This is a genomic window from Sporanaerobium hydrogeniformans, assembly GCF_002735925.1.
Lineage (GTDB): Bacteria > Bacillota > Clostridia > Lachnospirales > Cellulosilyticaceae > Sporanaerobium > Sporanaerobium hydrogeniformans.
The window spans coordinates 94544-116035 of record NZ_PEDL01000005.1 but is presented as its reverse complement, the minus strand read 5'-3'; the positions used below and the strand labels follow the sequence as shown (position 1 = coordinate 116035).

The 21492-nt window shown below is 34.6% G+C and carries 19 protein-coding genes; 3 read left to right on the top strand and 16 right to left on the bottom strand.

What is annotated here, in order from left to right:
• The first annotated feature begins 148 nt into the window (after window positions 1-148).
• Together CS063_RS07185 and CS063_RS07180 are read left to right on the top strand one after the other, a co-directional pair.
• A complete protein-coding gene (locus CS063_RS07185; RefSeq protein ID WP_099449016.1) occupies window positions 149-1381 on the top strand; it encodes a nucleotidyltransferase in 1233 nt (410 codons plus the stop codon).
• A 94-nt stretch (window positions 1382-1475) separates the two neighbouring features.
• On the top strand, window positions 1476-2579 hold the full coding sequence (locus tag CS063_RS07180; RefSeq protein WP_099449015.1) for a hypothetical protein: 1104 nt from the start codon (window positions 1476-1478) through the stop codon (window positions 2577-2579).
• Window positions 2580-2651: 72 nt separating this feature from the next.
• On the opposite strand, the gene codY is transcribed toward CS063_RS07180, so the two are convergent.
• From codY to dprA, 3 genes are all read right to left on the bottom strand, one after another.
• Entirely contained in the window at window positions 2652-3410 is a 759-nt protein-coding gene (gene codY / locus CS063_RS07175; RefSeq protein WP_099449014.1) for a GTP-sensing pleiotropic transcriptional regulator CodY, read from the bottom strand.
• Window positions 3411-3632: 222 nt separating this feature from the next.
• Window positions 3633-5702 carry a type I DNA topoisomerase gene (topA, locus tag CS063_RS07170; RefSeq protein WP_099449013.1) on the bottom strand — a complete coding sequence of 690 codons (2070 nt, stop codon included), beginning with the start codon at window positions 5700-5702 and terminating at the stop codon, window positions 3633-3635.
• 10 nt (window positions 5703-5712) lie between these two features.
• A complete protein-coding gene (dprA, locus tag CS063_RS07165; protein ID WP_099449012.1) occupies window positions 5713-6807 on the bottom strand; it encodes a DNA-processing protein DprA in 1095 nt (364 codons plus the stop codon).
• 112 nt (window positions 6808-6919) lie between these two features.
• Between dprA and CS063_RS07160 the strand changes: the two genes are divergently transcribed.
• Entirely contained in the window at window positions 6920-8437 is a 1518-nt protein-coding gene (locus CS063_RS07160; RefSeq protein WP_099449011.1) for a YifB family Mg chelatase-like AAA ATPase, read from the top strand.
• Window positions 8438-8474: 37 nt separating this feature from the next.
• Here CS063_RS07160 and nrdR read toward each other — a convergent pair whose 3' ends face one another.
• The 13 genes from nrdR to CS063_RS07095 all read right to left on the bottom strand — a co-directional run bounded on the left by nrdR (window position 8475) and on the right by CS063_RS07095 (window position 21463).
• On the bottom strand, window positions 8475-8933 hold the full coding sequence (gene nrdR / locus CS063_RS07155; RefSeq protein ID WP_099449010.1) for a transcriptional regulator NrdR: 459 nt from the start codon (window positions 8931-8933) through the stop codon (window positions 8475-8477).
• Window positions 8934-8991: 58 nt separating this feature from the next.
• Window positions 8992-9255: a YlmC/YmxH family sporulation protein gene (locus CS063_RS07150; RefSeq protein ID WP_099449009.1), complete on the bottom strand. Its 264-nt coding sequence runs from the start codon at window positions 9253-9255 to the stop codon at window positions 8992-8994.
• 22 nt (window positions 9256-9277) lie between these two features.
• A complete protein-coding gene (gene sigG / locus CS063_RS07145) occupies window positions 9278-10051 on the bottom strand; it encodes an RNA polymerase sporulation sigma factor SigG (protein ID WP_099449008.1) in 774 nt (257 codons plus the stop codon).
• 85 nt (window positions 10052-10136) lie between these two features.
• Entirely contained in the window at window positions 10137-10889 is a 753-nt protein-coding gene (gene sigE / locus CS063_RS07140) for an RNA polymerase sporulation sigma factor SigE (RefSeq protein WP_099449007.1), read from the bottom strand.
• Window positions 10890-10891: 2 nt separating this feature from the next.
• Complete coding sequence (locus CS063_RS07135) at window positions 10892-11767, bottom strand: sigma-E processing peptidase SpoIIGA (RefSeq protein WP_099449006.1); 876 nt, start codon at window positions 11765-11767, stop codon at window positions 10892-10894.
• A 120-nt stretch (window positions 11768-11887) separates the two neighbouring features.
• Entirely contained in the window at window positions 11888-12997 is a 1110-nt protein-coding gene (ftsZ, locus tag CS063_RS07130; RefSeq protein WP_099449005.1) for a cell division protein FtsZ, read from the bottom strand.
• A 45-nt stretch (window positions 12998-13042) separates the two neighbouring features.
• The gene (locus CS063_RS07125; protein WP_099449004.1) at window positions 13043-13759 is read right to left on the bottom strand and encodes a cell division protein FtsQ/DivIB; all 717 of its coding nucleotides are present in this window, start codon (window positions 13757-13759) and stop codon (window positions 13043-13045) included.
• 6 nt (window positions 13760-13765) lie between these two features.
• Entirely contained in the window at window positions 13766-15016 is a 1251-nt protein-coding gene (murA, locus tag CS063_RS07120; protein ID WP_099449003.1) for a UDP-N-acetylglucosamine 1-carboxyvinyltransferase, read from the bottom strand.
• Between the two features lie 71 nt (window positions 15017-15087).
• A complete protein-coding gene (locus CS063_RS07115) occupies window positions 15088-16290 on the bottom strand; it encodes an FtsW/RodA/SpoVE family cell cycle protein (RefSeq protein WP_308415449.1) in 1203 nt (400 codons plus the stop codon).
• A gap of 5 nt (window positions 16291-16295) precedes the next feature.
• Complete coding sequence (gene murD / locus CS063_RS07110) at window positions 16296-17669, bottom strand: UDP-N-acetylmuramoyl-L-alanine--D-glutamate ligase (RefSeq protein ID WP_099449002.1); 1374 nt, start codon at window positions 17667-17669, stop codon at window positions 16296-16298.
• An 11-nt stretch (window positions 17670-17680) separates the two neighbouring features.
• On the bottom strand, window positions 17681-18634 hold the full coding sequence (mraY, locus tag CS063_RS07105; protein WP_099449001.1) for a phospho-N-acetylmuramoyl-pentapeptide-transferase: 954 nt from the start codon (window positions 18632-18634) through the stop codon (window positions 17681-17683).
• Window positions 18624-20012: a UDP-N-acetylmuramoyl-tripeptide--D-alanyl-D-alanine ligase gene (locus CS063_RS07100; RefSeq protein WP_099449000.1), complete on the bottom strand. Its 1389-nt coding sequence runs from the start codon at window positions 20010-20012 to the stop codon at window positions 18624-18626. Before CS063_RS07100 ends, mraY begins: the two co-directional genes overlap by 11 nt.
• Complete coding sequence (locus tag CS063_RS07095; RefSeq protein ID WP_099448999.1) at window positions 20012-21463, bottom strand: UDP-N-acetylmuramoyl-L-alanyl-D-glutamate--2,6-diaminopimelate ligase; 1452 nt, start codon at window positions 21461-21463, stop codon at window positions 20012-20014. Before CS063_RS07095 ends, CS063_RS07100 begins: the two co-directional genes overlap by 1 nt.
• Between the last annotated feature and the right edge of the window lie 29 nt (window positions 21464-21492).

Below are 21492 nucleotides of genomic sequence, written 5' to 3'. Positions count from 1 at the left end.
ATAATTTCATTATGCCCTCATTTCTTATTATATGCAATGTATCTCGTGTATACAAGACATAATTCAAAAATTTATCGCCTTTCTTTTTTAAAAAGTTTCCGTTACAATAAAAATAAAAGCTTATTCGACATCTAAATTGGAGGTAATTATGCACGTTACAGGAATCGTTGCCGAATACAACCCTTTTCATAATGGGCACTTGTATCAACTCACTTATTGCAAAAAACAAATAGGTTCAGATTTTGTTATAGCTGTTATGAGCGGTCATTTTACACAAAGAGGCCTTCCAAGTATTGCAGATAAATTTACACGTACTCAAATGGCTCTTCACAGTGGTATCGACCTCGTTCTTGAACTACCTGTTCCCTTCGCAACAGCTAGTGCAGAGCGTTTTTCAGAAGCAGCTGTCTCTCTTCTCCACAAGACAGGCTGTACCCATACACTTTCCTTTGGTAGTGAAGTAGGAAATCTAGAGCTTCTCCAAACAATTGCCTCTACTCTATCAAAAGAAACTCCTCTTTTTTCTCAGACTCTCAAACATGCACTTCAACAAGGTGAAAGCTTTCCTCGTGCAAGACAAAAAGCTTTAATCCACTCTCTTACAGCTTTGGGCTTTTCACCTTGCACTTTAGAAAAAATTCTAGAATCTCCTAATAATATACTAGGGATTGAATATTTAAGAGCCTTAACTAAATGGGAGTCATCTATCATACCTACTACCCTAAAGCGGGAAATTGCCGATTACCATCAAACAGTTATTACAGCTCCTATTGCCTCTGCTACTGCTATTCGCCAAGCATTACTTGCTAGTGACCATACATCTATTTCAAGCTGCATGCCACCCAGTAGCTTCTTTTTTCTTCCTAAAGAACCTACAGCACTTCCACAATGGGACGACTTAGGTAGTTTGCTCCAATATAAACTTATGTTATCCCAAAAAGAGGATTTGTATTCTATTTGGGATGTTCCAAAAGATTTAATGCATTCTATTTACAATACCTTTTCTCAAACCATAGATTTAGAAACTATTCTTACTGCAGTTACCTCAAAAACATATACCCGGGCAACTGTACAACGTGCCTTTTTAAGGCTCCTTCTTGATATTAAAAAAATAGATATGTTATCTTTAGAAACTCACGACTGGATTCCTTATATTCGAGTCTTAGGATGTAGAAAAACAGCCTTTCCTCTTTTAAAAAAACTTACACAAAAGGCATCTGTTCCAATCATCACCAATCTATCTAAAGTAAAGCATACACTTTCGCCTGAAGCTCAAAAACTTCTTACTTACGAAATACGAGCAACTCAGCTCTACTATTACCTTTGTAAAAAACCCTCTTTTTATTTTCAAGATTACACACAACCCTTTATTAAAGTTTAACAGCCTTTTAGGCTGTTATTTTTTTATCTGTTCTTTCATATACATAATTAAAGACTTGTCTTAAATTATGTAGGCTTTACTAAGGAGGTTGCACGTGTTTAAAAAAATTACCCTTATCTTTTTCATTTTTCTATTGTTAGGTACTATGCTTCTTTATCCTCAGCTTTGCATTGAAGCTGCTTCCTCAGGACTCCTTCTTTGGTTTAATAAGGTACTTCCCTCTTTGCTTCCTTTTATTATTTTGGTCAATCTTTTAATGGGTTCTGATGTTCTCGGCAAATTACAATTCACTATGAATAAGTGGACACAAAGACTCTGGCATCTACCAGGTGGTAGTTTGCTAGCTTTTATACTTGGTCTCATAGCAGGTTATCCTATGGGGGCAAAAGTAACCAAGGAACTCTATCAACAAAATTATCTTTCCCTGTCAGAAGCACAAAAAGTACTTTGCTTTGCTAATAACTGTGGTCCTTTATTTATTGTTGGCACAGTAGGTACACTACTACTCCAAAACACTCATTTAGGCTACTTCTTACTTTTTATCCACTTTCTTTCTGCCTTTTTAATCAGTATCTGTTTACGCCGTTTTCCTGCTAGAGCTTCTTCCTTTAAAAGAAATCACCATGATACGCAGTCCTCTTCTTCTTTTTCCAATCTTTTTAATGAAGCAGTTAAGAACGGTATGGATACTATCGTCTATGTAGGTGCATATATCATTTTCTTTTCCGTGCTAGTAAGCCTCTTTATCACTGTATTACCTGCTTTTATAAGTCCTTACCATCTTCAGCTTTCTTCTTCTCAGCTTTTATTTCTTTCGGGTCTTCTAGAGCTTTCTAATGGTGTAAGTGGATTATGCCAATCTGCTCTTCCTCCTGCAACTAGCCTTCCACTGATTGCTTTTATTCTAGGCTTTGGAGGAATCTGTATTCTATTTCAAACTTCTTATATCCTTGAAAAAGTACCTTTTTCTCTAGTACCTTACTTTTTCTATAAACTTGCTCAAGGCTTTATAAGTTTTCTCCTTACTAAATGTCTTTATCCCTTATGGCAATGGCAAGTTGAAAAAACTCCATTTTATTTACCTGTTTATTGGTTAGGGGCTCTTCTACTTTTTATTATCTTCTTAGCTGGAAATACACAACGCCTTGTTTCAAAACCAATTCTGTTTGCTACTAAAAATATCCATCTTAAACACTAATTTTTATTTTAAAATGTCTCTTATAGTACTATCTTTTACATATAAAAAAGATGACCTAAGTCATCTTTTTTATTATTTACGTAATTTAGCAAGTTCATCAAGAAGTGCTGGATTAAGAACTTTAATATAAGTTCCTTTCATACCTAACGAACGAGATTCAATGACACCTGCACTTTCAAATTTACGAAGCGCATTAACGATAACAGAACGTGTAATCCCTACTTTATCTGCAATTTTACTTGCAATGAGAAGTCCTTCTGTTCCATCAAGTTTTTCAAAAATATGGAAGATAGCTTCAAGTTCAGAATAAGAAAGCGTGCCAATTGCTGATTTCACAATAGCAATACGACGTTCTTCTTCATCTGTTTCATCCTTTAACGAACCAAGCATTTCTACAGCCACAATGGTTGCACCATATTCTGCTAAAATTAAATCTTCAGTTGTAAAATTGCCCTCTCCCTTTTCTTTATAGAGTAAGAAAGTACCTAATCTTTGTCCACCTGCAATAATAGGTACAATGCAAGCTATATAATTTGCGCTATTAGGTGTTTCTGTAAAAATACTTTCTAATGCTACATTTTCTTTAAGATCCATAATAGTCATGAATTGATCATTGATAGAATAATCCATATATTGTTCTGCATTTGCAAAGTTATGAGGAATTGTACTATTTACACCTAATATTTTACTTTTTGCACTTACAACCACTGCGTTGGATTTAACTACATCACCAATTACTTCACAGATATCAGAAAAGATAACTCGATCTGAACCAAATCTTTGAAGTAAGCGATTCACTTTACGCATTTTTTGTAATAATTCTTGAGACATGACATCTCCTCCTTAATTCATTTGTACTTAGTTATAATCTAAAGGTTTTCTATACTTTAGTATGTTCAAAAAATTAGAAAATATACATTCATTCACTTAAAAAGACAAAGTTGACTTAGCAACTTTGTCTGCCCATAAACAAATAGTAACACCATTTGACAAAAAACTCAATATATAAATGTAAACTTTAATACTAATAATATTTAACAAATTGTAAATTAATTATTTATTCTGTTTGCCATAATTACAGGTTGTGTTTCTACATACTGTCTTTTTATTTTTACTATTTCCTTTTTCAACAAGCACATCTCCACATGCAGGACACTTGTCACCTGTAGGTTTTTCCCAAGACATAAATTCGCAATTTTCGCCATTGTTCTCACACCCATAATAAGTTCTGCCCTTTTTCGTCTTCTTAATAAGTACCTTACCACCACAAATAGGACACACAATACCTGTTTCTTCATACCAAGGCTTTGTAAAATTACATTCTGGGAAACTAGGACATCCTAAAAACTTACCATATTTACCATAACGTACAATGAGATGTGTACCACACTTTTCACAAGGAATATCTGTTTTTTCAGTAAGATCTACGTTTTGCACTTCAGCTTCTGCTTTTAATACTGTTTGATTAAAATGTGGATAGAAAGATTTAATAATTTCTTTCCATTCTACATTACCTGCTGCAATTTCATCAAGAATACGCTCCATATTAGCCGTAAACTCTACATCTACTATCTCATCAAACTGCTCTAACATAATATGGTTTACCACTTCTCCTAACTCCGTAGGATAAAGCATCTTATTTTCTTTTACAATATAACCTCTTGCCAAAAGTGTCGTAATAGTAGGTGCATAAGTACTAGGGCGCCCTACTCCATTTTCTTCTAAGGTTTTTACAAGCATTGCCTCTGAAAAACGCGCAGGAGGTTGCGTAAAGTGCTGATTAGGAATCATGCTCCCACACTGTAAACTTTGTCCTTCTTGTACTTGTAATAGATTGGTTTTCTTGGTCTTTTCTTCATTTAAATTATAAGCTTTCATAAACCCTTCAAAAAGAGTAATTGAATAGGCTGTCTTAAAAATATAGTCGCCATTTTGAATTTTAATAGAATGAGTTTCATATTCTGCAGGTGCCATTTGACTTGCTAGAAAGCGATTCCATATCAGATGATAGAGACGATATTGATCTCTTGAAAGGTATTCTTTTATTACACTTGGTTCATATTCCATATAAGTGGGCCTAATCGCCTCATGTGCATCTTGAATATTAATCTTCTTAGCTTTTCCATTGTCTTTTTGTTCACCTAAATAATTTTCACCAAATTTTTCTTTGATGTAAAGTGCTGCTTCCTCTTTGGCTTTGTCAGCAATACGTACAGAGTCAGTACGTAAATAAGTAATAACACCCACTTCTTTTTTCCCTACTTTAATCCCTTCATAAAGTTGCTGAGCAATATTCATTGTCTTTTGTGTAGAAAAACCAAGGTGTTTGGCAGCTTCTTGTTGCATTGTACTCGTTGTAAAAGGAAGTACTGTATTTTTTATACGATTACTTTTTTTAGTACTTATAACATGGAATTCACCTTTTTCACATGCTGCAATAATAGCTTTTGCTTCTTGTTCATTAGCAATAGTTATTTTTTGATCACCTTTGCTCTCTAGTTTTGCCTCAAAAGCCTTACTCTTATTCGCACTTAAGTGAACCTCTATGGACCAATATTCCTCTTCTACAAATTCACGAATTTCTTTTTCACGATCACTAATTAACCGAAGGGTAACAGATTGTACACGTCCTGCACTTAACCCTTTACGCACTTTTTTCCATAAAATTGGACTAATCTTATACCCTACCAAACGGTCTAATACACGTCTTGCTTGTTGCGCATCTACTAAATCCATATTGATAGTTCTTGGATGTTTAAGTGCTTCTTTAACCGCTTTTTCTGTGATTTCATTAAAGGTAATACGATATACATTTTTATCTTGTAATTTAAGAGTGTGAAATAAATGCCATGAAATAGCTTCTCCTTCACGGTCTGGGTCAGTTGCTAAATAAATATTGTCAGCACCTTTTACTTCCTTTCTTATTTTTTGAAGTAATTCCCCTTTTCCTCTAATAGTAATATATTTAGGCTCATAGTTATTTTCTACATCTATCCCTAATTGACTTTTAGGTAGATCTCTTACATGTCCCATTGATGCCTCTACTTTATAATTTTTCCCTAAGAATCTACTAATTGTATTTACTTTAGCTGCTGATTCTACAATCACTAAATTATCAGCCATATGGACCTCCTCATTTAATACGTACGTATCTTTCTCCTGGTAATCTCTTTATAAGTTCACGAGTTTCTAACCCTACTAAGCACTCTAATAAATTCATATAAGGTAACCTTGTGTTTAATAATAGCTCCTCTAAACATATAGGATTCCAACTTACATAAGCATATACTATAGTTTCATGTTGTGCAAGTTTATAATAAGGATTTACAGAACTATTTTTTTTATTCTCTTCAAATGTATTTAAAAAATCTATAGGTAATTCTTCCAAAATATCCTCTATACAAGTGACACATTTAGCACCATGTTTAATTAATTCATTCGTACCAGAGCTCAAAGAACTAGTAATATTTCCAGGTACAGCAAATACTTCACGATTATACTCTAATGCAAGATTTGCTGTAATTAATGAGCCGCTTCTAATGTCTGCTTCCACAACTAATACTCCCATTGTCATACCACTGATAATTCTATTTCTTAATGGAAAATGAAAAGGTAGCGGTTCAATTCCTGGTTCATATTCTGTTACCAAACACCCTTTTTGACACATTTCCTTATATATTCCATAATTTTTTTTAGGATAGCAACAATCTACTCCTGTCCCTAAAACTGCTATAGAATCTCCGTTTCTTAAAGCTCCTTTATGAGCTGCTTCATCAATTCCTAAAGCCATACCACTTACTATAGTAATACCTGTTTGAGCTAGGTTACTTGCCAATTGATACGCCATTTCATAACCATATTCTGAACATTTTCTAGAACCTACAATAGCAAAAAGAGGTTTTTGCAAACTAGCTAGCTGTCCTTTAATAAATAAAACTATAGGGCTATCTACAATTTGCTTGAGATAGAAAGGATACTCAGGATGAGTTTTATCTAGTATATATATGCCTTCTTTTTCACAATAATTCTTTATCTTTTCTGCTTCGTTAAGTCTTTTCTTTGCTAGTAAGAGTTTCTCAATACACCTTTTTTCTAAATGCGCTTCAAAATAAGCTTCATAAGAAGCCTCATATACTTTTTTAGCCTCTCCAAAATAAGTCAGTAGCTCCTGCTTTTGACGAGCTACTAAAGGCGTTTGTTGCAACCAAATATTATAAACTGTATCCATTATCTCATCACCTTACCGTTTTATTAATATTCAAAAAAATTAATCTACTGTGTTTAAATTTTATCTTTTTATCCTATACTTAAAAAAAGTTCATTAAAGAAAGGATAACCGGATGTTTTGCAAATTAAACAGTTTTTCATTAAATGGTGTTGATACATTACCTGTAGAAGTAGAAGTTGATCTAAGTGATGGCTTACCAGGCTTTGATATTGTAGGTCTTCCTGATAGCGCTGTTAAAGAATCTAAAGAACGTGTAAAAAGTGCCATTAAAAATAGTGGTTTTAAATTTCCTGCTCGTAAAATCACTATCAACCTTGCTCCTGCTGACATTAAAAAGGAAGGTTCTCTTTACGATTTACCCATTGCCTTAGCACTCTTAGGTTGCATGGGCGAAATCCCTACCAACATACTTACCTCTATATTATTTATAGGTGAACTTGCTTTAGATGGTTCTCTAAGGAGTGTCAAAGGTCTTTTGCCTATTCTTTGTAATCTTTCTCCTCAACAATTTACTTATTGTATTGTACCTGTTACCAATCAAGAAGAAGCTTCACTCATTCAGAAATGTCCTATCCTACTTGCTTCTCATCTAAATCAAGTTATTACTTTTTTAAAAGGAGATAAAAATCTAGAACCTTGTCCTCCCACCACTTGTTCTAGTTCTATTCCTAAAGAACCATTAGACTTTGCAGATATTAAAGGTCAAGAAAATGTCAAACGAGGACTAATGCTAGCTGCTGGTGGTTACCATAATGCCATCTTAATAGGACCTCCCGGATCTGGTAAAACCATGTTAGCTAAAAGATTACCTTCTATTTTACCTCCTCTCACCTTGGAAGAAGCACTAGATATTACTAAGATTTACAGTGTCGCACAAAAACTCCCTCACCATGGCATCATCCGTATGCGTCCTTTTCGTGCACCTCACCATACAATCTCACCTATTGGCCTTACGGGAGGAGGTGCTCATCCTAAGCCAGGTGAGATTAGTCTCGCTCATCATGGCGTTCTCTTTCTTGATGAGCTTTTAGAATTTAACCGTTCAGCCCTTGAAGTATTACGCCAACCTTTAGAAGAACATCAAGTTACTATTTCGCGTGCTCAAACCAGTATTACTTATCCTGCACATTTTTTATTTATTGCTTCTACTAATCCTTGCCCTTGTGGTTATTATCCTGATACTAAAAAATGTTCTTGTAGTTTAACAGAGATTAAACACTATCTTCGTAAGCTATCTGGTCCACTACTTGATCGAATGGATTTACACCTTGAGGCGCCCTCCCCTACTCTTGAAGAAATGAAAAAAACATCTACTACTTCCTCAACAATGCTTTATACTCATGTTATAAAAGTATTTGAACTTCAAAAAGAACGCTTTAAAAATCAATCTTTCCATTGGAATAGTCAAATTCCTTCTAACCGCTTAAATGACTATTGTCAACTTACAGCTGAAGCACAACGCTTACTTAATAATTGGTTTCAGCATACTGCTTCAAGCTTACGTGCATATGATAAAATTCTTCGCCTTTCACTCACAATCGCAGATTTTGATAATACTTCTCATATTGATAGTAGTCAACTTGCTGAAGCTCTTCATTATCGCTTATTAGACCGTCAATTTTGGGCATAATAAAAGGCTACATCTATAGATACTTAAATGTAGCCTTTTATTGTTTTTGTTTTTTTATATTTTCTAGCTCCGTAATAAATTCATCAATACTCTTAAATTGCTTATAGACAGAAGCAAAACGAATATATGAAACTTCATCTAAGTTCCTTAGGTGCTCCATTGTCATTTGACCAATCGTAGTAGAAGAAATTTCTTTTGTCTCCATCGTACTAATAGCATTTTCTATCTCGTCTACTAATCCTTCAATTTGTTCTATGCTAATGCTTCGCTTGTTACAGGAACGTACAATCCCTTTTAAAAGCTTTTCTCTATCAAAAGGTTCTCGTGTCATATTACGTTTAATAATCATGATAGGTATAGTCTCAACCTTTTCATAAGTTGTAAATCGACGCTCACATTGCTCACACTGCCTACGTCTTCTTATGGTTTCATTCTCATTCACAGGACGTGAATTAAGAACCTTAGATGTACCAAAACCACAGTAAGGGCATTTCATTTTATCTACCCCCTCATTCTAGTATTATTTAGAGAGTAGCATATAGTTCTCACCCTTGTCAATACTCACTTTCTTTCAAGTATTCCTCTGTATTCATTTCAACTAATATGATGTCTTCGCCTATTTTTTTTATCTTATCCCATGGAATTGCATATTCTAAATTTTTTCCAAACAAACCCATGATTTTGCTAGGTCCAGGAATAATCACCTTCTCCACCTTTCCTTCATTCCAATCCAATTCAATGTCACAAATATAACCTAGTCGTGAACCATCTAATGTATTAATAACTTCTTTGTGTTTCATATCTGCAATACGCATCATCACTATTCCCCCCAATATCCCTCTAAATATATTTTTTCATATGCTTTAAAGCTGTTTTTTCTAAACGTGATACTTGTGCTTGTGAAATACCTATTTCTGTTGCTACTTCCATTTGAGTTTTCCCTGCAAAAAAACGTAATGTAAGTATTTGTTTTTCCCTATCATTTAAATGTTTCATTGCCTCTTTTAAAGCAATATTCTCTAGCCAAATATCATCCTGATTTTTGTCATCACTTACTTGATCCATGATATAGAGAGTATCACTTTCATCATGGTATACTGGCTCAAATAAAGAAATGGGATCTTGGATAGCATCTAGTGCAAAAACTACCTCCTCTTTAGAAATACCTAACTCTGAAGCTATTTCATTGATATTAGGTTCTTTTGCATTCTTACGAGTTAACCTTTCTTTAGCTTGCAATGCTTTATACGCTGTATCTCTTAAGGAACGACTTACGCGTATTGCATTATTGTCCCTTAAATAACGTCGTATTTCTCCAATAATCATAGGAACTGCATAGGTAGAGAATTTAACATTCTGCGTGACATCAAAATTATCAATTGCTTTTATAAGTCCAATACATCCTACTTGAAATAAATCATCTACATATTCCCCACGATTATTAAAGCGTTGAATCACACTGAGTACAAGTCTTAAATTACCTCGAATATATTCTTCTCTTGCTACATGATCCCCTTCCTCAATGAGTTTAAAAAGAATTTCTTTTTGCTCATTGGTAAGTATGGGAAGCTTTGCCGTATTTACTCCGCATATTTCTACTTTATTTATAGCCATCTCATCTGCCTCCTAGTCCTACTCTTCCAGCATTTGTTAAGTCTATAAATAATTTTTTCCATAAAACATATATTTATTCAGTTCCTTAACTCATTCTATTAATTTCCTTTTTTAATCTCAATATAATTTTTTTCTCCAAACGAGAGATATAGGACTGAGAAATACCTAATAAATCAGCGACTTCTTTTTGTGTTTTCTCTTTACCTTGTTCACTAAATCCAAATCTTAATTCTACAATTTCTCTTTCTCTATCCGAGAGTTTTAAAAGAGCTTGCTGCAATAAATCTTTATCTACTTCTTCCTCAATATTACGATAAATAATGTCAGGCTCCGTCCCTAAGATATCAGAAAGCAGTAGTTCATTGCCATCCCAATCTACATTGAGAGGCTCATCGATGGATACTTCTGTTTTAAGTTTATTGGTTCTCCTTAAAAACATCAGAATCTCATTCTCAATGCAGCGTGATGCATAAGTAGCTAGCTTGATCTTTTTACTCGGTTTAAAAGTATTAATTGATTTAATCAATCCAATGGTACCAATAGAAATCAGATCTTCCATATGAATTCCTGTATTTTCAAACTTCCTAGCAATATAAACAACCAACCTTAAATTGCGCTCAATTAAAATCGTCTTTATTCGTTTTTCTTCTTCCTCAAAACCACTTGCATCTGAAAGACATTGAATAAGTATTTCCTCATCCTCTCTACTAAGTGGTGGTGGCAAAACCTCACTTCCACCAATATAATGAACAGCCTGAGGTACCTTTTTTAAAAGAAAGGTAAGAAAGCTATACCAACGCTTACGAAGCCAGTTTAAGACTTTTACTCTTTTTTTCATTTTCATTCCCCCTTATCAACTATAAATTCAGGATGAAGCAATGTATTATAGGCCTTATCTGAAAAAAAAGATGTGGGTGAAATTCCTACAATACACCTTTTAAAATCTTGCCTTTTGTTGTGCCTATAAACATAAATCTCCTCCATCTCTATTCCTATCAAAAAACCACTTTTACACCCCACGCTATTAAACGGAATAAGTGTTATCCCCTTTGGGATTTGCTCTAATTCTTCCCAGTTTTTTTGTCCCATGTAGTTTTTAACAAATAAGTATTCTTCCTCAGTTAATAAACTTTCTATAGCAGCATAAGTAACAACGCTAACTGCTTGATGCTTAAAAGGTGTATAAAGCATATTACCTGTATCCACAACAGCTTGGAATTCACCTATTCTACCTTGATGAAGCATTTTTACTCTATACTCAAAGTGAGGTAAAATCCAATGTTTTCTAATACTATAAAAGCTCATATAGATAACCAACGTTACACTGCCTGCAATCCCTAGCAAGTATAAAATACTTATTTCTTCAAAGTTTCCTTTATAGCCAAGCATATACCATAAACTAAACGTAGTTCCTCCTAATAAAAAGGCTAATCCTTGGCAAAGTAACCACCTTTTTATAAATATTGTTATGTGCCGAGGTTTATATAAATATAAAATAGATAAACTAGGTAATATCAGTGTGTAAACTAAGGCTGGTATATCTTGTAAAAAAGGCACACTTACTACAAGGCAATAAAGTGCTGCTGCCATCCCTCCAGCCAATCCCAGTCGTCTCAACTGTAAAGGTTCATTGAGCATAAGTGTAGCTATTAAGAACACCATACTATTCATTATCCAATTAATGAAAAAAAGTACATCTAAATATAAAACATACACCTTCTCACCTCACAAAGCTTTTCTTTCAATATCCTTATTGTAAAAGAAATGTTTTACAAATTTTGTAAAAAATAGCACGAGTATAAAAAAAAAGATACGACATTATCGTATCTTTTTTTACTATCTATTTCTTCTTAAAAACTGTGGTATCTCTACTTGAATATCTTTAATCGGTGTGAATTTTTCTTCCCTATTTAAATTTGCAGAGCCTGAACTAGGTTGTTTGGTTTCCATTTTAGGCACTTGTACCTTTGGGAAACTATTAATACTTATATCATCATTTTGAAAATCTGTAGCAATAACTGTAATAATAATTTCATCACCTAATTCTTCATTAATAGACGTACCAAAAATAATTTCAGCATCAGGATCAACAGACTCACGTATCAAGCTCATTCCTACATTTGCTTCCATTAATCCAAGACTTTCACCACCACACATATTAACAAGGACACAACGTGCTCCCTCAATACTCGTGTCTAACAGCGGACTACTAATAGCACACTTCACAGCCTCTTCTGCCCTGCTTTCACCAGTTGCCCGACCAATACCCATATGTGCAACACCCTTATTATTCATAATGGTACGTACATCTGCAAAATCAAGATTAATAATTCCAGGGTTTGAAATCAAATCGGTAATACCTTGTACACCTTGCTGTAAAATATCATCTGCTTTACTAAAAGCATCTACCATCGTTGTTTTCTTATCAATAACATGTAGAATTTTATCATTAGGAATAACAACTAAAGTATCTACATTTTGCTTTAATTCAGCTATCCCTTTTTCAGCATTAATCATACGTTTCCTACCTTCAAAACTAAAGGGCTTCGTTACTACACCTACGGTTAAAATACCTTGTTCTTTAGCAATACCTGCAATAACAGGTGCTGCACCTGTTCCAGTACCACCACCCATACCTGCAGTAATAAAGAGCATATCTGCTCCTTTAATAGATTGGATAATTTCTTCACGACTCTCTTCTGCTGACTTCGTTCCAATTTCTGGGTTTGCACCTGCACCTAATCCTCGGGTAATCTTTTCGCCAATTTGTATTTTAGTAGGAGCTCCTGATCTTGCTAAAGCTTGATGATCTGTATTTACTGTAATAAATTCAACACCATTAAGTCCTTTTTCTATCATACGGTCAACAGCGTTATTACCACCCCCACCAACACCTATTACTTTTATCTGTGCACCTTGTAGTTCATTTTCCCATAATTCAAGCAAAATAGACTCCCCTTTCGTCTCAAGTTATTCTTTTAATATATTTGTTTATTCAATGGGGCTTAAAACAACTTGTCCATTGGGTATCTGGGACAAATTTAACACGCCCATATCATGTGTTTCATGGATTTTTATAAGCCATTGAAGCTTTTCTTCAAAATGCTGTATATTTCCAATTATAACATCTAAATTATCAACATACAAGTGAATTTGTTCAAGGTTATAAATATCAATTCCAGTTACTTTTTGTGTATAATTATACTTTTTTAAGATATTAATCAGTTCTACTGCTATAAGTAGTGCATCTTCTGACTCAAGCGGAAGTACTTCTCCTATTTTAAAAGCATTAAAGACTAATCCTCTAATGATAGGAAGCTTTTGAACAACACTATTAACTTGTTCGATAACTTGTCCTTTTTCATCAATGCAAAGATATGTTCCCATAAAAGGAACATATCCATAAGGCACTTTTTCAATAAGACATATTTGTATTTTTCCTGGAAAGCTATAATCAATTTGACTATCCTCTACATAAGGGAGCTTCTTTAATTGCTCTTTAAGCTTTTTTTTAGACATTCCCCAAAGAGGTTCACCTTCTAGTTTTAGCACCTTCTTAATATCTTCTTCTGAATAATATTGGCTATCTTTCACTATAATTTTTGTTACCTGCCAAATTGGAAGGACGCTTAAAGTAATCATTAAAATACTTACTATTCCTATTGCGTACATTATTTTCTTAGCAAATACGTTATCTCTTGTTCTCAACCTTCATTACTCCCTCTCTTCGATACAAGCTCCAAGTTCTCTTAAGTCCCTTGCAATATCTTCATACCCTCTTTTGATATGATGAATATTTTCTACACTCGTTTCCCCTATTGCACAAAGTCCTGCTAGTACAAGCCCCGCGCCTCCCCGTAAATCTTCAGCTTGCACATTCGTTCCAGTAAGCTGCTTACTGGGTCTAATAATAGCAATTTTTCCTTCTACACTAATATTAGCCCCCATTCGTATCAGCTCATAAGCCGGTTTAAAACGTGCTTCGAACAAATTTTCTTTGATAATACTTGTTTCCTTACTGGTACATAATAAGGCCATCATTTGTGACTGCATATCTGTCGGATAACCCGGATAGGGTTCTGTAGTTAATGTTATACCTTTTAATATCCTAGGTGTCTCTAAAATAATACGTTGCTTTTCTTCAATAATTGTACACCCTGTCTCTTCTAATTTAGAAGTAATGGCTCTAAGATGAGTCGGATTCACTTCATTCAGTATAATATTTCCTCGTGTAATGGCTGCAGCAACAAGATAGGTTCCTGCCATGATTCTATCTGGAATGACCTTATAGGTCACATCGTGTAATTCTGTTACACCATGAATAACAATTGTCCCTGAGCCAGCACCAGTTATTTGAGCGCCACAAGCATTAAGGTAATCCTGTAAATCAACTATTTCTGGCTCTCTAGCTGCATTATCAATAATTGTAGTTCCTGATGCAAGTGTAGCCGCTAACATAACATTTTCTGTGGCTCCTACACTTGGAAAGTCAAGATGGATTTTAGCGCCTCGAAGGTATCTGCTTTCACAAATAATAAAACCGTGTTTCTCTTCAACTAAAATACCCATTTTTTTAAAAGCCATAAGATGCAAGTCGATAGGTCTCGCACCTAATGGGCATCCGCCTGGATAACTAATCTTAGCTTTCCCCAAACGCCCTATAATAGCTCCTAATAAAATAATAGAAGAACGCATCTTTCTTACTAGCTCTTCTGATATATTATAACTTTTTAAAGTACTAGTATCTATAATCAGTGTTTTATTATCCCACTTTACGTCGCAACCAAGTTGTTTTAATATTTCCATCATAATCTCTACGTCTGTTATCTTAGGACAGTTATAGAGATATGTTTTTTTTCCAGTCAATAAGGTTGCTGCTATAATTGGCAAAACTGCATTTTTACTACCATCAATTCGCAGTTCTCCTTCTAGACGCTTACCTCCATGAATAACGTACTTACTCATTCTGAGAGCACCTCCTATAGGTAAGCTTCTATAAGACCATTTTATTCTCTAAAGTGGAAAATTGTGACATATTACTTCGAAAGCTTTTTAATAGACGATGTACAAGAAATATTGAGCAATAATCCCAAGGTAGCAAGTAAAATAGCTAAAGCTGTCCCACCATAGCTCACAAGTGGAAGCTGCATACCTGTTGTAGGAATGGTGTTTGTATTTACCGCTACGTTAATAAGAACCTGAATACCTACCATAGTTGATATACCTACAGCCACTAGTGTTCCAAAATAATCAGTAGCCCTTATAGCAATACTTAGTCCACGAACTACTAAAATGGAGTATCCTAATAATAATATGATTGCTCCTACTAATCCAAGTTCCTCACAAATAACTGCGAAAATAATGTCATTATGTGGTTCAGGTAAGAAATCTTGTTTTTGAACACCTTTCCCCAACCCTCTTCCAAAAACACCACCCGAACCTACTGCATAAAGAGCTTGTATAGGCTGATAACCTTTTCCTCTTGGATCTAGCCAAGGATTTTTCCATACACGTATACGATCTAAGCGATAAGGCTTTAAAATATGTTTTACAATAGGTATATTAATTTCCTCATTGGGTTCTGTTGTAATAGCTAAAAAATAGACTCCCACCGCTAAACATGCTCCAATCCCCATAAAGGCTAAATAGTACCATACCTTAGGACTAGATACAAACATAATCATTAATCCAATAAAGAAAATAACAATAGCTGAACTTAGATTTTCAATAGCAACAACTAGTGTAGGAAAGAGAATAATTCCCCATGCTCCTACTATGTACTTCCACTTATTCATTTCTTTACGATGTTTAATAATATAAGAAGAGAGCATAATGACTACAGCTATTTTAGCTATTTCTGATGGCTGAAATTGGATGGGACCCATTTTAAGCCAACGTGTTGCACCATTAACTGTTTGACCTATAAACATAACACTTATTGAAAGAATAATACTTATCCCATATAAAACTTTAGCCAAAAACATATTTGAAAAAATACGATAATTAAACTTAAAGGTAATAATAAGCATGAGTATAATCCCTGCAATACCTATAATTAATTGTTTCAGTGCAAAATAAATAGGTGTTTCACCTTTATTAGTTGCATAGTAAAAACTTGCACTATATACCATAATAATTCCAAAGCTAACGATAAGTACAATTATTGCTAATAAAATGAAATCTGGTGTATTTTTTACATTTTTCTTTTGTTTGGTAAGGTTCGTCCCTTTTTGCGCCACACTTCTCACCCTTCCAAATGATTTACAATCTCTTTAAATAATTCTCCTCTTTGTTCATAGCTCTCAAACATATCCCAGCTTGCACAAGCAGGCGAAAGCAAAACACATTCCCCTGATTGGCTTTCCCTATAAGCTGCATGTATCGCTTCTTCAAAAGTTATAAAACCTTGATAGTTGTAATAGCCCTCTTCTTCACATTCTTTCATTAGTTGTTCTTTTGTTTCACCAATAATATAAACCTTAGCTACTCGCCCTTTAAAAAGTTTTGTCCAAGGTCTAAAGGAGATCTCCTTATCCATCCCTCCTGCTATCAGACGAATAGGTTTACCTAGTACACTAAGTCCCATTAAACCTGCAATAGCTGCATCTGTATTGGTTGCCTTGGAATCATTAAAAAAGTCTATCCCTTTCTTAGTTGTTACATACTCTGTACGATGTTCTACACCTTTAAATGCTAGAAGTGCTTCCCTAATACAGGATATTGGCACCCCAAAAGCTCTACAAATAGCAATAGCAGCGGCAGCATTTTCAATATTATGAGTCCCTTTTATCTTAAGCTCATTTACCTCGCAAATACTATTTTTTTCTCCTAGTATATTTTCTATTAATTTCCCGTCTTGTAAAAAAACACTTGATAAATTCTCCTCTTTTAAACTAAAGGTAATCACTTGTCCCTTTGCTTTTTCTTTAGCTTCTTTAAAATACGTATCTTGACTATTTAAAACACAAAAATCGCTGGTATTTTGATTTGCCAGAATCTGATATTTACAAGCACAGTAGTTTTCCATGGTATGATGGCGATTTAAATGATCCGGCGTAATATTTAAAATGGCAGATACCACTGGATGAAAGGTAGGAGCCGTTTCTAATTGAAAACTACTTACCTCTGCTACCACAATACCATCTGTTGGGATAGTAAGTACATCCTCACTGAATGCCCTGCCAATATTCCCTACAACAAAGGTTTGTGGATTATAACTTTTCATTATTTCGCCTACTAAGGTAGTGGTAGTGGTTTTACCATTTGTACCTGTAATCGCAACAATAGGTGCTTTACAAAAGCGAGAAGCAAATTCTAATTCACCAATTACTTCAATCCCCTTCGTTTTAGCCTTTTTTACACAAGGTATATCAAGAGGTACCCCTGGACTCATAATAACAAGATCTATGTTCTCAAGCTCAGGCTCTTCACCTAGAATAAAGCCAATCCCTTGTTTTTTCATTTCTTGAATGTGTTTTTGTATTTCTTCATTCCACTTTTCATAAGCTTTTCCATCATAAATCCAAACTTGAGCTCCCTGATTAAGAGCAAGTTTAGCTGCTGCTATCCCACTACGTGCATTCCCTATGATAAGGATACTTTTCCCTTTTACATCCATCTTTTTTCCTCCTATAAAGCTACTAAGCCAATTAAACACATAATTGCTGTCACAATGCTAAAGACTGTGACCACTTTTGTTTCTGGCCATCCTGATAACTCAAAATGATGATGAATAGGCGCCATTTTAAACAAACGCTTCTTTGTTTTCTTAAAATAAGCAACTTGTAATATAACAGATATATTTTCGATAACATAAATAATACCTACAATTAAAATAAAAAGAGGCATTTTCATAACAAAAGCTGTAGCAATTACAAACCCTCCAAGTGCTAAAGAACCTGTATCTCCCATAAACACTTTAGCAGGATAACTATTAAACAATAAAAAGCCTAATAAACTTCCCACAGCAGCTGCTGCAATAGGCAAAACATTGCTGTGCATAGCCCAAGCAATTGCTGCAAAGTAAGTAGCAACTAAAACTGTTACCCCTGATGCTAAACCATCTAAGCCATCTGTAAGATTAACAGCATTTACCACCCCTAATACAGCAATAACAAGAAATGGCCAAAATAGATAACCAAGATCTAGTTCTCTCCCTTCACTAAAAGGTAAAATAATACTGGTATCTAATCCTAAATAGACTTTAAGTGCATAAGCAAAAATCCCTGTTACAACTAATTGAGCAATAATTTTTTGCCTAGCCGTAAGACCTAAAGAACGTCTTTTGACAATTTTGATATAGTCATCTAGAAATCCAATAAGTCCGAATCCAATTGTTACAAATAAAATAGTATGAAGTTCCTTATTATTGATACTAAAAAGTAAGCTTGTTAGTACCATACTCCCTAAAATAATTACGCCACCCATAGTAGGAGTTCCTGATTTTTTCAAGTGACTATTAGGCCCATCACTTCTTACATTTTGACCAAATTTAAATTTTTGCAAGAGTGGAATCACAAATGGACTCATTGCAATATTTAAAAAAAAGGCAATTAAAGCCGCATATAAGGCATCATTTTTCATCATCCTTCACCTTTCCTAACACATCAATCAGTTCTTCAAACTTCATACCACGTGACGCTTTAAAAAGTACCACATCTTCTGAATGTATAATTTTTTTCATTTCTTCTTTGAATTTTTCCTTTGTTTCATAATGCTTACACCACATAATTGCTTCCTTACTCCATACACCTTCTGCAATATACTTAGCTAATTCACCTACTGCACAAACTCCATCAATTTGACATTCAGAAGTAAATTGCCCCACTCTTCTATGGAGTTCCGGACCATATTCTCCCATTTCGAGCATATCCCCTAAAACTGCTAGACGTCTTCCCTTACAAGGATAGTTCTCTAATACTTTAAGTGCTGCCTCCATAGAATCTGGACTTGCGTTATATGCATCATTTATAAGAGTCACACCTTCTTGTAAGTTTGTGATATGCATGCGCATTTTAGGCGGACGGTAAGAGGCAATACCGCGGCTAATTTCTTCTTCCGTTAAACCATAATACTCAGCAACAGCAATAGCCGCCAGTGTATTATAGATCATATGCTCACCCAATGCTGCGATTTGAATGGCATATTCTCTACTGGGTGTATGAATGGTTGCTGTTGTATATTCTGCATGACATACAATATTTTCTGCATAATAAGGATGTTCTTTTGATAAACCATATCGTATAACGGGATAAGTTAGCTTTTCTAAACTACCTAATAAATCATTATCTCCATTGACTATCAAAAGTCCTTCTGGCGATAAACCATCAGTTATCTCTAGCTTTGCTTTTAGAATCCCTTCTCGACTTCCTAAATTTTCAATATGAGATGTTCCGACATTGGTAATTACTCCTATATCTGGAAGTGCTGCCTGGCTTAATCTACTAATTTCCCCAAAGTGGTTCATCCCCATCTCAATAACAGCCACTTCATGATAAGGCTCCAACTTAAAAAGAGTGAGGGGTAATCCAATTTCATTATTATAGTTTCCTTCTGTTTTATGAACCTGCCATTTACCACTTAATACAGCTGCAATGATTTCCTTTGTACTCGTTTTACCTACACTTCCTGTAATGCCAATAAGTGGCAAGCTAAACTGCTGCCTATAGTAACGTGCTAATTGCAATAAAGCATTTCTCGTATCCTGGACATAAATTGTACAAAGTTCAGCGTCAAGTACCTCACGTACCTCCGTTAAAGTAGCTACTACTCCTTTTGCTTTAAGCTGAGGGATAAAAGTATGCCCATCAAAGTGCTCTCCTTTAAGAGGAATGAATAATCCCCCCTCTAAATGACATCTTGAGTCCGTATAAATACCTGTTATAAGCTGCTTCTCTAATTGATGAGGATTTAAACATTCACCCTCTATAGCTTTTATAATATCTTGCAAAAGTAATTTCATTACTCTTCCCCCTGGATATACTCTCTTACAATTTCAGAGTCGTCAAAATGGATAATACGGTCTTTAAGAATTTGGTAGTTTTCATGTCCTTTACCTGCAATTAAAATGACATCTTTTGCTTTTGCCTGTTGAAGTGCTTCTAATATAGCAGCTTTACGGTCTACCATTTTACTATAAGACACTTTATGTTGTTTTACACCTTTTTCTACTTGATCCAAAATACTAAGTGGATCTTCCGTACGTGGATTATCCGAAGTAATAATAACGTGTGTAGAATAGCGTGCTGCAATTTCACCCATTAGTGGACGCTTGGTTTTATCACGATCACCACCACAGCCAAAGACTGTTATTATCTCACCTTTCGCAAACTCCTTAATTGTCTCAAGTACATTTTGAAGCCCATCAGGTGTATGTGCATAATCCACTAAAACACTATAACCCTTTGCTGAAGTAAAGGATTGTACACGACCAGGTACCCCTTTTACCTGAGCAAGTGTGTCAATAATATGTGGCATTGGTACTTGAAGTGAAGAAGCTGCTCCAATAACTGCCAAAGTATTATACACTGTAAATTGTCCAGGAATAGGTACTACTACTTCAAAAACACCTTCAGGTGCACATAAGGTATAGCGTACACCTTCTGCTGTAATGTGTATATCCGAGGCTTTATAAGTTGCCTCATTATAAATACCATAAGTTATAAGCTCACATGTTGCCTTTTCAGTCATAATGTGTGCATATGGACTATCTGCATTAATCACTCCTACTTCACACATTGAAAACAACTTAGCCTTAGCATATGCATAGTTCTCCATTGTTCCATGAAAGTCTAAATGATCTTGTGTTAAATTAGTAAAAATACCAATATTAAAATCAACACCTGCTACACGACTCAACTCTAAAGCGTGGGAAGAAACTTCTAAAAGGGCATAATCTACCTCTTCATCCACCATTTTATTAAAAAGTCCTTGCAAATCAAGAGATTCAGGAGTAGTACGTTCTGCTTTAAGTATAGTATTGCCAATGCGATTTTCAATAGTACCAATAATTCCTATTTTTTGCTTATAGGCTTCTAAAACTTGCCCTAGCAAATAAGTAATGCTGGTTTTTCCATTAGTACCCGTTACTCCTACTACTTGTATTTTAGAAGAAGGATGTTTAAATGCATTATTCGCTACAATCGCCATTGCTTTTCTTGTATCTTCTACTTGAATGACTGTCATACCCTTTATTTCTACCCCAATATCCTTTTGGACAAGTAATGCCTTTGCCCCATTTTCAATTGCTGCCTGAATATACTGATGACCATCTGTCTTAAAACCTTCTATCGCTATAAATAATCCACTTTTTGTTTTAATACGCGAATCATAAATAATCATGTCAATATCTTGTTCCATATTACCTATAGTGCAATTATATTCTAATCCAACCATTAAGTCTTTCAGCTTCATTGTCATCCTCCTAACTTTATTTCTTTGTT

Coding starts and splice junctions, on each gene's coding strand:
- CS063_RS07185 (WP_099449016.1), top strand. CDS start 149: ATGCACGTTACAGGAATCGTTGCCGAATACAACCCTTTTCATAATGGG.
- codY (WP_099449014.1), bottom strand. CDS start 3,410: ATGTCTCAAGAATTATTACAAAAAATGCGTAAAGTGAATCGCTTACTT.
- topA (WP_099449013.1), bottom strand. CDS start 5,702: ATGGCTGATAATTTAGTGATTGTAGAATCAGCAGCTAAAGTAAATACA.
- dprA (WP_099449012.1), bottom strand. CDS start 6,807: ATGGATACAGTTTATAATATTTGGTTGCAACAAACGCCTTTAGTAGCT.
- CS063_RS07160 (WP_099449011.1), top strand. CDS start 6,920: ATGTTTTGCAAATTAAACAGTTTTTCATTAAATGGTGTTGATACATTA.
- nrdR (WP_099449010.1), bottom strand. CDS start 8,933: ATGAAATGCCCTTACTGTGGTTTTGGTACATCTAAGGTTCTTAATTCA.
- CS063_RS07150 (WP_099449009.1), bottom strand. CDS start 9,255: ATGATGCGTATTGCAGATATGAAACACAAAGAAGTTATTAATACATTA.
- sigG (WP_099449008.1), bottom strand. CDS start 10,051: ATGGCTATAAATAAAGTAGAAATATGCGGAGTAAATACGGCAAAGCTT.
- sigE (WP_099449007.1), bottom strand. CDS start 10,889: ATGAAAAAAAGAGTAAAAGTCTTAAACTGGCTTCGTAAGCGTTGGTAT.
- murA (WP_099449003.1), bottom strand. CDS start 15,016: ATGAGTAAGTACGTTATTCATGGAGGTAAGCGTCTAGAAGGAGAACTG.
- murD (WP_099449002.1), bottom strand. CDS start 17,669: ATGGATGTAAAAGGGAAAAGTATCCTTATCATAGGGAATGCACGTAGT.
- mraY (WP_099449001.1), bottom strand. CDS start 18,634: ATGAAAAATGATGCCTTATATGCGGCTTTAATTGCCTTTTTTTTAAAT.
- CS063_RS07100 (WP_099449000.1), bottom strand. CDS start 20,012: ATGAAATTACTTTTGCAAGATATTATAAAAGCTATAGAGGGTGAATGT.
- CS063_RS07095 (WP_099448999.1), bottom strand. CDS start 21,463: ATGAAGCTGAAAGACTTAATGGTTGGATTAGAATATAATTGCACTATA.